Below are 13,123 nucleotides of genomic sequence, written 5' to 3' on the forward strand. Positions count from 1 at the left end.
TCCTCCTTTACTTTATTTTGTTAATAAATAAGCAACAGCTTGTGCTTGTACAAGGTCTATAACCGGAACATCAATGTGCTTTTTTAATTCCCTTTTCAACCCAATTGTTGAAAATCCTGTGCAAGCAAACAGTATCGAGCTAGCCCCTTGTTCTACTAACTGCTCAGCGGCTAATATCGCTTTTTTTACAGATGATTCAGTTAGTAAATCAGTTGTTTTTGTAACTCCTTCAGGACACTTATGAGCTATTAAACGTTCACCTAAAATATTTTTTATCCCTTTTGGTACATCTTGTGTAATTCCTAATACTCCTACTCGATCACTAACCATCAATGCAGCATAAGCGCCAGCTTCACCTGCACCATAGACCGGGACATCTACTATTTCCCGGCAAGATTGAACACCAGGATCAGCAGCGCAACTAACCGTAATCGCAGAAACTTGATCTTTCTCTACCATTTCTTTAGCTAACGACTCAATTTTAGGGATCGCTAATTCTTCTGTTTCCTGACTATATATTCCATGCCATTGATCAGGAATACACCTTGAAACCGTACCAATTCCAAACTCTTGATCCATTATGACTGAGTGCTCCTGTAATATTTGTTGATCCTCGGTCGTTAACACGCGAATAATTCCTAGCATAGATAAAAACACCCCCTGTACCTTTTGACCAATTATAAATTTTCAGAATAATAAAAAACATGCACAAAATGTTCCATCATTTTTAAACATTTTTGTTCACATTGTTCAGACGCACAAAAGCCATTTCAAATAATTCTAATTTATTCCAAGTGCCAGGCACCTGGAAAGTTACTTCCAGGTGCCTGGCACTTGGTAAAAATATGGGACAGGAATTTGAACAGGAATTTGGGAACAGGAATAGAAACAAAAATAACCGCATCTACAATGACGCGGTTAATAAATGTGAATCTTTTTCATCTTTAATAAAAAGTATAATAAAAAGCGAGTATCACTATCATCCAAGTTAATATTTAATAATGTCTCTATTTTATTAAGTCGATATTTTAATGTTCGCCGATGAATAAATAATCGTTCTGAAGTCTTCGATTGGTTCCCATTCTCTTTTAAAAACACGTCCAATGTGTCAATTAATTCTTCACTTTTATCGTCAAACGTTAGCGTATCTAATGTCATTTCAATGAAGTGAAGAACATCTTTATCATTTTTTAACTTTAAGAGTATTTTATCAACACCCATCTTTTCATAATGAATAATACTTTCTTTGATATCTAGGTCTTCCCTTGTTTTTAAGCAAACCTCCGCTTCATCAATCGCTTTACTTATTTCCTGCAAATGATGATGGGGAAGGCTGACTCCACAGTATATTTTAGTTTTAAATTTCGTTTCCAACTTTGTGACTATCTTTTTAAGTCTCTCAATAATCTTAGACCTGCTATGCTGATCTTTACAAGTATAAACCCCATAGAAGTAGTACTCTTTATGATACATTATCGTTCCTTCTAAATATTCATCCAACGTTTCATATAACTGTTTGTATAGTAAAAATAATGTATAATCTCTTGAATTTTGATCAACTGGACTATTCAAGATAACATCGGAAAAATCAAGTGAAAAAAAACCATAAAGATAGTTATCAAAATCTATCTTCCATTCCGGTTGCTCACCTTCCGTTAAATTTTTATCATTCAGTAAATCATCTATATATTTGTTTTCTCTCATGTACCTCTTTTCAACGTCAAATTGTTCTTTTAATAATAACAACTTAGCCTGTTCTTTAATGCTTATTTCACAGCTTTTTAACATATCAATTGTCGAATGAGGACGACCTTGTAAAATAAAGTGTAATCTTGCGACAACTTGCTCCTTTTCCGTTAGCAGCATAACTATTCTGTCTTGGTCAATCAAGCTTTCATTATTCGCATTAGAGTAATCAGCATATTCAACAGGTAAACTAAGCAAATTAAATGACTTTCTCTTTTGATTAGGTACTTTCTTTGCGGTAGCTAATAGTCGATGATCGATACTCTCTAAATAAACATTTCCGCCAGTTAATGATGACAAGCCTGAAAGAAAGCCTTTTAAACTGTTGACTTCGGTATTTAATAGCTTATTTAATAATTGAAACTGATTCGTTTGATACGCTTTTTTCTCTTCATATATTTTTTCAAATAGAGTCGTTAATATATTCACAAAAGATACTTCGACATTTAAAGCAATGATCGGCATGTGATATTCATTTGCTAAATCATACATCTCTTGTGGTAATTCTTCTACATACCTTCCAACTTTAATGACTAGACCCGCTCCATTCACATCAATTAACGTTTTAAACATATTAATTTGGGCATCTGGCCTGTCCTTAATAGAATAAAAGGTAGAGATTATTAATATTCCTTCTGTCAGCCAGTCATTGATATCAGGAACTTCCATTACTTCAGCTGCTTCGACCTTCCTATTCAACCCTCTATGACCTGCTAAAATCTTCGCATGCCGAAGATCCCCCAATTTTAATGCTTCAGAAACATCCACTACTAGCACCACCTTTTAGAAAAGGGTATTAGTACTATTATAAATTAATTTATTATTTTAAATAGATAGAATTGAAACATTTTTAAATTCACTACAACTGAAAAATATTGGATACTCTTATAAAATTTATTTATTCACTCTAGGAATAACATTAAAAATGTATTTTCGGTGAGGCGGGCGGGATTATTAAAGGAAGAGAATCATTCTTTTTGGAGACGATGAGAAAACTCGTGGAAGATTACAGAGATTTGTAACAATCCGATTAACCAGGCGGCATAGCTAGTACAGGTCATTTGCAGGAATAGCCGCATCATTTGCGTCTGATGCGGCTGCTCTAGATATGTTTTAGAAAAAATCAAATAGAGGGGCTTATATTGGATTTTAATTTGAGTCAAGTGCTAACATCATTTTTCGCCACGAAGGGGGCTGATTCTCCTCACCGCAACGGATCATAAGGGGTTAAGTCGAGATCAATGTCTTCGTTTAACGCGATTTTTGCTGCGAGCGAGCCTACATAAGGTCCCATCGTTAAACCTGATGCGCCTAAACCTGTTGCGATAATGAGATTTTTTACTTCTGGTACTTTCCCTAACAGCGGTTTGTAGTCTTGACTCATCGGTCGGAAGCCAACCCTCACTTCCTTTAATGTCGTCTCTTTCAAGCCAGGTGCCACGCTTAAACCTTCATTAAGTACTTCTTGAACACCACCTGCCGTTAAACGATAATCAAACCCGCTCCCTTCCTCACGGGTTGCTCCGAACGCAATTCGGTTGTCGTTGAAGGCAACTAAATAATGACTGCTACCTTGTGGTAAGACGACTGGCCACGAAGAAGTATCTTCGTCTGTTGTGACATGTGCAATTTGCCCGCGCTGAGCTTCTAAGTTAATAGTGAGCCCAACTGATTGCAATAGCTCCTTCGTCCAAGCACCACCCGCGACTATAACTTTATCTGCATAAATGGTTTCTTCTTCTGTTTTGATGGCAACCGTTCCATCATTTTGTTTGGTCAGTGCCACTTTATTTTCGATTAGTTTCCCACCATTTTTTTCAAAGCCACTTACTAATGCCTTTGCAAGCAGCCTTCCGTCAAGACGGGCAGATCCTGATACGTATAAAGCATGTAGCCTTTCATCAAGAGGCGGGAATAATGTTTTCGCTTCAGGCGCAGGCAGGATGTCAATCTCCCCTACTTCAGGATGAAGACTCTTCTTCTTTTCCACCTTTTCCTTTAACGCCTTTAATTCCTCTAAATCAGAGCTCGTCGCTAAAGCACCTGTAAAGCCATATCCTGTCTCCGTTTCCCCATCCTTTTCAAGAGATGCGATGAGGTCGGGATAATAAAGCGCACCCTTACTCGCTATCGCATACCAATCTGGATCATCTAACCTGGAAATCCATGGACAAATGATGCCTGCACCTGCGGATGTTGCCTTTCCTTCAAAAGCTTTATCGATTAACAGCACATCCTCCTCTTTCTTCGATAAGTAATAAGCCGCACAAGCACCGACAATTCCTCCACCAATAACTGCATATGTCATCTTCTTCCCTCCCAATAAGTATCTAGCATTCTCTTTTGAAAAATTACGAAAAATGAATTAAAAACTATTATATATGGGAGCAGTTCATTTCAGCAATAAAAGAAGTGCTTTCGACAAATCTCGGGAAGTGACTGACACTTGACGACTAGTTTTCGTCTTTTGGAGGACACAGGATCCACTATTAAGTCAAAAAGTCGATGATTACATGTGTTTTGAGGTGAATAACGGAACAGGAGTCCTCGAATGTTTAGAGAAGGGCGTTTTTTGGTCGAATAAGGTATCTGGTGTCCGCCAAAATTCACAGCAGATTGCTGGAGCACCTTGGAAGACCTATGCGGACACAGGTTCCTCTATATGCGCTTAAAAAGGCTAGTTTTCGTCTTTTGGAGTCCACAATGTCAGCAAACCTATGGAAAAAGGATAAATTCGAGGTCATAGCGAACTCGATGTCCGTTTAAGACAAGGTTCAGCAGCAATCGAATGTGCTTTGTAGAACTGCCTAAAATTCGACAAATTCCGGGAAGTGCCTGGCACTTGAAATGTCTTGCAATAATAAGGATGTTGTATGTATAATACAAATACAAACAACGTAAACTAAAAAAGACTGAGTACTACTAGTACTCAGTAATGCAACTACATGCCGCATGAAGAGCGGCTAACCTTTAATCAAGTAGATTATTTTATGAAAAAGTAACTATCTTAACCTTTGGTCGGGGCTGGACGGTTACTTTTTTCTTGTTTCATTGACGATTAAGATCATTAGAGTGACTACGCTTATCAAAACTAAGTTTGATTGCAATGTTACTGTCAATGTCTCGTATATCGTCATATTTTCCACCTCCCTTCTACCGGGAGATGGCCAACCGCCCATCCGCTTTATGTAATTGCTAATCCAATTATATCAAACAAACGTTCCCTCATACAGTTTATTATCATATCCAAATCCAATTCAATATAAAACTCTCATGCAAATACTTCTCTAAAATAGTAGACTCGCTATTTTAATATTCTAACTTATCCAAAAGACTTCCCAGTATTTTTCACTAAATTACTTTTCGTTCAAATAGAATTGCGAATTTCTACGCATCTCTGCGGGAATTTATCTGCATCACTCAAACTGTATATGGTATTTTATGTATATTTTGGAATCTATTATGTATAATGATGTGTGGAGTGAGAGCCTCCACGATTCCATCCGTTACAACTGTGAAAAAACTGACGTTCTTTACTATTGCAGTCTATTTATTTGTTATTTGCTTGATCAAACAGAGAATATTTGTGCAGGTTATTATTGTTGTAATTTTCTTGAAAAAGAGTAGTATTATTGGTGAAACAGATATGGAATTGATCATCGGTATTGCAATTGTACTTATTGTGTTTTTTCTTCCACTATTATTGAAAGGAGAATGTAAAAATATCGAAAACAATCGTGTCATAGAAATGTTGAAAGAGATTCGAGACAAATTAACTTTGATGAGTGATAATGTTTAAAGAAGCTGCAGTTGTTGTTATTTTACTGATGATGAGCGTTTGAGGAAGATTCCAATTGAAAAAATGGAGGACTTTAAATTGAATAAAACTTTATTACACCTTGAAGGTCTTGCCATCTTTGCGCTAAGTCTTTATTTTTACTGGTATAACGATTTTAGTTGGATATTATTTATTATTTTGATATTAGCACCAGATATATCTATGCTCGGTTACTTACTAAATAATAAGATTGGGGCAATGCTCTATAATTTATTTCATACTTATATAACCGCAATTGTCGTTATATTCCTAGGGATATTGTTATCCAGCTCAACTGTTTTAGCAATAGGATTAATATGGTCAGCCCATATCGGAATAGACAGAACGGTTGGTTATGGATTAAAGTACCCAACTGAATTTAAAGACACCCATTTAAATCGTGTTTGAAATCGGTCGCGAGATCAAATCAATCTAATGAATATTGTGCGGACGAGGACAATCGTTCTGTTAAACCAATAAATACGTATGGTTTTAAGGAGCTTGAGACCAGGATGGACCTTATTCGGTTTTATGAGAGCGATTTTTGGATGATTTTTATATAACGACTCCAGTGTCCGCAAACCATAATGATTACATTCAACGAACTCGATTTCCGCACAAAGAAAACTCTGCAAAAAACGGGGAACGATTCTTTAACCAGGATCGTTCTTTTTCTATATAATGAATGACATGTTAAATTATGCTAGAATAAATATTCATCATTGTTTTTGAGGAGTGGGAAAATGGGTTCGTCAAAAAGAAATAACAAGTTCGAACTAGTGTTTCATATATTTATATCATTATTTGCAACCATCATAATAATCTCGTCTATAGTAGGATTTGAGGATATGGAACGAGCTACAATGTATATTATTCTTAGTATCATCATTGTTTTCAGTAGCTTTTATCGAATCTTTAAGATTATTTATCAATGAAAATCCTTTCATGCCAACCTTTTAACGTTCTTTCATTTTATCAATAAATGTAATCCTAAAATTGCTAAATTGAGTTTTTATTTTGCGTAAAAATCATAATAATCAAAACTACCATTTGCTTTTCTACATTCCTTTTTGAAATAGTATCAAGATGATAAAGTCTTGCCCACACCTAATAGTCCACAACAAAAACCGGTGTATGTAGAACTTATACATGCATCACAGAATTCGCCGAACCTTTTATACTCCTTTATCTCAATATATCCCGTCTTTTTTTCATTATATACCTCTTTATTTTTGACATAGGTTTAGTCTGCTCCCTGTGTGATTTTCCTTTTCTTGTCATAACAATGCTTTCAGCTACTGTTTGAGTATGAGTAAGTTCTACGTTTATTATAATTTGATACCTTAGAGACGGCAGTACGTAAGTGTTTATCTTCGTTTTTGAGACTGGGTTCCAGAAGTAACTATTCCCGTGCGACTAGCATAGGCTGTAAATGTTTAATGAAATTGATTACTTTAGAAGGAGGAAAGTAATGGTAAACCAACAGAACATAGGTGTGACAGGGAATTCAAACACCAATAGTGTTGGCGTAACAAATGGATATAACTCGCTACCAAAAAAACGTTCACTACTAAATTCATTAAGGGAAGGCGGCTATATCCTTTTTGCTAGGCATGCGGAAGCAACAATAGGAGAAGATCAGTGGCATCTCGATTTTAATGATTGTTCTACGCAAAGAAATCTTTCTTATAATGGCAGAAGGCAAGCTGTAGCTTATGGAGAAGCAATTCGTCGTTTACAAATTCCTATACAGAGCCCAGTTCTTGCTAGCCCATTTTGTAGAAACGTTGAAACTGCAGCATTAGCTTTTGGTGAAACTAATGTTCGAATAGACCCATTTGGGGTTGAGATTTATTATTTAAGTGCTAATTTGAGTTTAGAACAGCAACAAAGAATACTACACTCTCTTAATTCCATTTTAGAGACTGCGCCATTAACTGGTCATAACCAGGTTATTATTTCTCATAGTTTTCCAGAAGGAATTGGTTTGGGGAGGATTCCAAACATGGGAACGGTTGTATTGGAACCTCTTGGCCAAGGTAATCGTTTTGAGGTCATCACCAGATTATCCTTACCAGAAGTGATTGGAATGGTTGAATAAAATAACTGAGTAAATTTTGTAGTAACAGTTTAAAGTGTTCGTCTTCTGGAAGTTACCGTCTTGAATTATCTGTTTTAACTGGAGTCATTGGTGGGAGTCTTTATGTCATTCCTTTGAGTGCTATTTTGTCCTAATAGTTTTTCTAATGTCATATATATAACCACTATTAGGAGGGTATCCTTAACAAAAATACCAATGCCCTTTAATGAACGGGTTGCTACTGCTTTACATGAAGCACGATTAGACATAGTGTTAACTACAATGTAATAATTATTTGGAGCATAGAAGAAGGCGTCTTTTCGACATATTTCGGGAAGTGACTGGCACTTGTCAGAAAGGTTGAATAAAGAATAGTGATATAAGAATCACCACTGCTGTCCATAGATACGCTAGATGAGCCGCCTTTTCATTCCCCTCCCCTTTCATACGACTATTGCGAACAGTTGAAAATACAAACACAAATAAGAGAAAAAGGAAATAACTAAAGAAAATATAAATTAAAAAACGCCATTGTTCTGTCCATTGAAATAAAGGTCCTAAAAATGAGCTAAACATAAAGATAAAAACCGAAACCGTCCCAACTCCAACAATGATCACCGGCATCTTATTCCACAATGGATGACTAAATAAGCGCTTACCTTTTTTAGCCTCAAATAGAAACAATAAATAAAAACAGCTTAATACTATTCCAGAAAATATAAAAAAGCCAAAACCACTATTAATAAGTGTTGAATTTCCAGATGAAACTGTTAAGTTAAGTTCCCCTGACAATACCTCAGCTAAATATAAAACACCAATAAAAGCTAGCAAAATGAGTCCTTGATAGATTGTCCATTTCGAACGTACCATGTTATCCCCCACTACGAAAATAGTATTCTAGAATGATTATATTTGTACCGTAACGATTAAATCGGATCGTAACTTAGCAGCCAAAGATTTAAAATGTGAACCGATGCATTCGACAAATCTCGGGAAGTGCCTGGCACTTTGGTTGGCACTTTGGTTAAACGTTCATGAAGAAAAGACCTTCATATACAGAACTTTTGTATATGAAGGTCTTTTTGCTTTTCGACATATTTCGGGAAGTGCCTGGCACTTGTCAGAACTTATGCGGTTTGTTGTTCATTTTCTTCGAGGTCTTCTGTTGAGTCGACGACGACACTTGCTGAAGCGTCACCTACTACGTTGACAGATGTTCTAAACATATCAAGAATTCGGTCAATTCCAGCGACTAATGCAATACCTTCGATTGGTAGATTGATCGCAGTTGCGACCATTGTCAGCATGACTAAACCGGCTCCAGGAACGCCTGCTGTACCGATTGAAGCGAGAGTCGCAATCAACACAACCATTAATATTTGACTGAATGCTAATTCCATTCCATAAAACTGCGCGATAAACATAACCGCGATCCCTTGGTATAACGCGGTTCCGTCCATGTTGATCGTCGCTCCTAACGGGAGAACGAAACTACTCGTGCTTTTCGATACACCGAGGTTTTCTTGCGTATTTTTCAATGTCACAGGTAACGTTCCAGCACTACTGCACGTTGAGAAACCAACTGTTGCTGCTGGTAAAATTCCTTTAAAAAACTTGATCGGGCTCATTTTCCCAAACGTTTTTACCATTATCGAATATGTGACGATGACGTGGACAAGCGCTGCAATCGCCATCGCGATAATAACTTTAATGAGCGGCATTAACACAGACGCACCGTGCGTTCCAACAACCGGAGCTAGTAAACCAAATACACCGATTGGAACGACTAGCATTACAATGGAAGTAATTTTGTACATCACTTCAGCTAGCCCATCAAAAAAACGTTGAACGGGCGCTGCCTTTTCACCGACCATCGTAATTCCGATTCCGATAAAGATCGCTGTAAAAATAATTTGTAAAATAGCACCACTCGTTAAAGCCTCAAACGGGTTGGTCGGAATAATATTTAATAATGTATCGACTACCCCTTCTGTTTCTGTAGGTTCAACACTTCCTGAATCTACTGAAACATCTACCCCAGTACCTGGTGATAATAGATATCCAGCAAGTAACCCGATCGAGATGGCAATCAAAGTCGTAAATAAATAATAACCAATTGTTTTTCCACCAAGTCGACCTAGTTTTTTAATGTTCCCCGCACTTGTTACACCAACAACAATCGTCGCTAAAATAAGAGGTACGATAATAAATTGAATTAAGCGTAAAAATGCATCACCGAGCGGTTGAATAAACGTTGCATTTTCGCCTAAAATTAAACCGACAATTATAGCTAAAACAAATGCAATCCCAATTTGAGCTACAAAGTTTTTCCTCATGCTTTCCCCTCCTAGAAGTCTCTTCTCTGATGTATATCATTTTATTATTAACATTATACAAGTTCAGTTCATATAATGATATATTCTTTTAAACTACTAGTTATCATGGCCTATGAAAAGCAGTCGAACAGAGGTATCACACAGTATAAAATAACTACCCAATTACACAACAAGTATCCAGTTTCCGGTTATAATGATCATACCTCCTCGGGCAGAGCGTATCTCATATGTTAAACTAGTTGAAAATAGGTATGGAGGTTTTTTAATATGAAAATCAATTTTACGAAAAAGCAGTATAAACAATTACTTAACATTGCCTTTTTAGGAAATTGGACAGCAAACTCGACGAGGTTACCTGACGAAATACATGAAGAATATCACGACATATACCAATATATTTGTTCCTTTGCTAAGAATTTTGGATATGACAATGTGATTACTTACGATAAAAAGTTCGATCAATATTTTCCAACATTGGAATTCGAAGAACCTTTACAACCAATTATTGATGAAAATGATGACAGAGTATTTTGGGAGGAACTTAGTAATCGTTTAGCCAAAAGAGACATAGCGATGACTGGTGAGGAATTCCAAACAAATGATGACTATATAGAAAAACTTTTTAAAGCAAAAGAAAAATACGAAATTGAATTTGGGCAAAACGGAATTGAAAATTTGGTTATAAAAGAGAGAACCTCCAAATGATAAGATAATATACTCTTTTTGCACACTTACTTCCCCATCACCATTTATCGTGGCATGGCTTTTTTAATTTGCACTTATTAGCGAAATCTGCGCCAAATGATTTTCAGTACAATAATTGCTTAAAAACAAGGACCTCAATCCAAACAATAACTAATCACAACAAAATTTGAACGTCCCTTCTCTATATGAATATAAGAGGATTTCCCGTTGGGATGGAGAATGAGTAAGAAAAGAGAAAATGGTAGGGGGATATTCATGATTCAAGATCAATGGTTTACAACACAAAAAATTGATCAACATACGTTCGCGATAAGTGAATACGGGCATTGGGAAAAAGTACATTCCTTTTTATTATTAGGCGAACAAAAAGCAGTACTTATCGATACTGGTCTTGGTATCGATCATATAAAAAGGATTACCGACCAGATAACCGATTTGCCGATCGATGTCATTACGACTCACGTTCACTATGATCATATTGGAAGTCATGGAGAATTCGAACGAATTTATGTCCATGCGGAAGATAAAGATTGGTTAATAAACGGAATTCAAGGCTTGCCAATCGAACAAGTGAGAAAAGATATTCAGAGAGATATCACATTACCAACTCCCAAAACGTTTAACCCGGAAAAATATGTACCATATCAAGGAGAGCCAACGGGAGTTTTATCAGATGGTAATATCATCGATTTAGGCAATCGAAAACTGGTCATATATCATACGCCAGGGCATTCTCCTGGTCACATATCGGTTTTGGACGAAACAAACGGCTATTTATTTACAGGGGACTTATTTTATGGTGAAGCACCGGTTTATGCATTCTACCCTTCAACAAACCCTGTAGATCTCGTCGACTCATGGGAAAAAATATCGGCTATCCGCAACGTGTCAATGGTTTATGGATCGCACAATACATTAGGGCTTGCACCAGAAATTTTAGAGGAAGTCAAAAGAGCAGTGACATACTTGAGAGAAAACGATTTAGCCAAATTCGGAACAGGTATTCATAAATTCAACGGATTTAGTGTGCAGTTTTAAATTTCAACGAAAGTATTACGTCGAGCCTTGTGCGAGAATTTTTTACGGACATCAGATCCCTTATCTTCTCAATTTCTACTGTTTTCGCAACTTTCACGGACATCCAGTTCGTTATTTGTCCAAATCGATGTTAAATGTGTGCCTACAGCTTTCCATAACGGAACCAGTGGCCGACAAACTCCGATTACTATGCATATTCGACGCATTAGCGAACCTCATGTCCGCACACACACCAACTCCTTCCTGCGCGGACATCTGGTTCGTTATTTGTCCAAATCGATGCTAAATGTGTGCCTCCTGCTCTCCTTAACGGAACCAGTGGCCGACAAACTCCGATTTCTTCCCGTTTTCGATACATTAGCGAACCTCGTGTCCGCATGCACACCAACTCCTCCCTGGGCGGACAACAGATCCCTTATCTTCTCTATTTCTACTGTTTTCGCACACACACTAAACCGCCTTAAGCATGCTTAAGACGGTTAAATTAAGATGCTTATCACGAGACAATACTTTGCTCCAACCTCCTTGAAGCAGCAATGATCATTACGAGTTAGCCTCTCCCGAATTGCAACATGAGCCCGTGACCTTTGAGTGATCGTATTCGTCATGTAGTCGCCACCACTCATACCGCGGGGTTTGCCTCCATCCCTCGGGCGAGTCCTCCCAATCCTCCTGTCGGCCGAGTGGTGTCATGTCTAGCCAGTTATACGTGCCGAAAAGAATGTCAGTCCCGCGTCCCGTTGTATGGTAAGTGTGAAAAACGTGGTCGTTATTCTGGTAAAAGACGCTCACACCACCCTGCTCGCCACTTTCGTCAGTAGCTCCAAAGTCATAATTGAAATCGCTGCCGTATGAGGAATACCAGGGGACATTCCAACCCATGCGCTGTTTATATGGCGTAATCTGTGAAAGTGGGGCACGGGACACCAATACCAACGTGGTGTCTCGGGCATGCAAATGAGCTAAGTGACCGATGTTGTCAACTATAAACGAGCATCCGGGACAACGGTGATCCGAACCCGGTTCCATCATGAAGTGATAGACAATAAGCTGGCGTCGACCGTCGAAAAGGTTAATCAGACTCTCATTACCGTTCGGTCCCTCAAAAACGTAATCTTTTTCGATTTCCACCATTGGCAGCCTACGCCGCTCTGCGGCTAAAGCATCTTGGGCACGTCTAGTCTCCTTCTCCTTGATGAGAAGCTCCTTACGCGCTCTGAACCACTCTTCTTGAGAAACAACTTTTGGATGTGACAACTTGTTTTTTTCTAAATGAATGTTTTCCTTGTTCATTGTAATCGTCCTTTCTCTAAAAAAGTGTAGTTGATACCGAATACTTAGACATAGATCTTGGACAGTTCAACCAATCCATCCGCCTACTCCGAAACTTACGAGATGGGA

At 37.6% G+C, this 13,123-nt stretch carries 12 protein-coding genes and 1 pseudogene; 5 read left to right on the forward strand and 8 right to left on the reverse strand.

The window, feature by feature from the left end; genetic code table 11:
* Positions 1 to 12: 12 nt before the first annotated feature.
* From CD001_RS00330 to CD001_RS00340, 3 genes are all read right to left on the reverse strand, one after another.
* The gene (locus CD001_RS00330) at positions 13 to 645 is read right to left on the reverse strand and encodes an aspartate/glutamate racemase family protein (RefSeq protein ID WP_096185641.1); all 633 of its coding nucleotides are present in this window, start codon (positions 643 to 645) and stop codon (positions 13 to 15) included.
* A gap of 273 nt (positions 646 to 918) precedes the next feature.
* The gene (locus tag CD001_RS00335; RefSeq protein WP_179298542.1) at positions 919 to 2,514 is read right to left on the reverse strand and encodes a PucR family transcriptional regulator; all 1,596 of its coding nucleotides are present in this window, start codon (positions 2,512 to 2,514) and stop codon (positions 919 to 921) included.
* 436 nt (positions 2,515 to 2,950) lie between these two features.
* A complete protein-coding gene (locus CD001_RS00340) occupies positions 2,951 to 4,054 on the reverse strand; it encodes an NAD(P)/FAD-dependent oxidoreductase (protein ID WP_096185643.1) in 1,104 nt (367 codons plus the stop codon).
* A gap of 1,173 nt (positions 4,055 to 5,227) precedes the next feature.
* Between CD001_RS00340 and CD001_RS00345 the strand changes: the two genes are divergently transcribed.
* Together CD001_RS00345 and CD001_RS00350 are read left to right on the forward strand one after the other, a co-directional pair.
* Positions 5,228 to 5,545, forward strand: a complete 318-nt coding sequence (locus CD001_RS00345; protein WP_142303522.1) for a hypothetical protein — start codon at positions 5,228 to 5,230, stop codon at positions 5,543 to 5,545.
* Between the two features lie 78 nt (positions 5,546 to 5,623).
* Entirely contained in the window at positions 5,624 to 5,971 is a 348-nt protein-coding gene (locus tag CD001_RS00350; RefSeq protein WP_096185647.1) for a DUF4260 domain-containing protein, read from the forward strand.
* A 676-nt stretch (positions 5,972 to 6,647) separates the two neighbouring features.
* On the opposite strand, the pseudogene CD001_RS26665 reads toward CD001_RS00350, so the two are convergent.
* A pseudogene (locus CD001_RS26665) lies at positions 6,648 to 6,758 on the reverse strand (AAA family ATPase); the annotation flags it as partial.
* Between the two features lie 276 nt (positions 6,759 to 7,034).
* Between CD001_RS26665 and CD001_RS00360 the strand changes: the two are divergent.
* Positions 7,035 to 7,664 carry a histidine phosphatase family protein gene (locus tag CD001_RS00360; protein WP_142303523.1) on the forward strand — a complete coding sequence of 210 codons (630 nt, stop codon included), beginning with the start codon at positions 7,035 to 7,037 and terminating at the stop codon, positions 7,662 to 7,664.
* A 330-nt stretch (positions 7,665 to 7,994) separates the two neighbouring features.
* Here CD001_RS00360 and CD001_RS00365 read toward each other — a convergent pair whose 3' ends face one another.
* Together CD001_RS00365 and CD001_RS00370 are read right to left on the reverse strand one after the other, a co-directional pair.
* The gene (locus tag CD001_RS00365; protein ID WP_096185650.1) at positions 7,995 to 8,513 is read right to left on the reverse strand and encodes a hypothetical protein; all 519 of its coding nucleotides are present in this window, start codon (positions 8,511 to 8,513) and stop codon (positions 7,995 to 7,997) included.
* Between the two features lie 257 nt (positions 8,514 to 8,770).
* Positions 8,771 to 9,979: a dicarboxylate/amino acid:cation symporter gene (locus CD001_RS00370; protein WP_096185651.1), complete on the reverse strand. Its 1,209-nt coding sequence runs from the start codon at positions 9,977 to 9,979 to the stop codon at positions 8,771 to 8,773.
* 267 nt (positions 9,980 to 10,246) lie between these two features.
* On the opposite strand from CD001_RS00370, the gene CD001_RS00375 reads away from it, so the two are divergent.
* A complete protein-coding gene (locus tag CD001_RS00375; protein WP_096185653.1) occupies positions 10,247 to 10,684 on the forward strand; it encodes a hypothetical protein in 438 nt (145 codons plus the stop codon).
* A gap of 255 nt (positions 10,685 to 10,939) precedes the next feature.
* Positions 10,940 to 11,722 (forward strand): MBL fold metallo-hydrolase, encoded by a 783-nt coding sequence (locus CD001_RS00380; RefSeq protein WP_096185655.1) that lies wholly within the window; start codon positions 10,940 to 10,942, stop codon positions 11,720 to 11,722.
* A 205-nt stretch (positions 11,723 to 11,927) separates the two neighbouring features.
* Here the strand turns inward: CD001_RS00380 and CD001_RS26165 are convergent, their stop codons facing one another.
* Entirely contained in the window at positions 11,928 to 12,101 is a 174-nt protein-coding gene (locus CD001_RS26165) for a hypothetical protein (RefSeq protein ID WP_179298543.1), read from the reverse strand.
* A 164-nt stretch (positions 12,102 to 12,265) separates the two neighbouring features.
* Complete coding sequence (locus tag CD001_RS00385; RefSeq protein ID WP_218839227.1) at positions 12,266 to 13,015, reverse strand: DUF899 domain-containing protein; 750 nt, start codon at positions 13,013 to 13,015, stop codon at positions 12,266 to 12,268.
* Positions 13,016 to 13,123 lie beyond the last annotated feature (108 nt).

This window comes from Evansella halocellulosilytica, assembly GCF_002335745.1.
Lineage (GTDB): Bacteria > Bacillota > Bacilli > Bacillales > Salisediminibacteriaceae > Bacillus_CA > Bacillus_CA halocellulosilytica.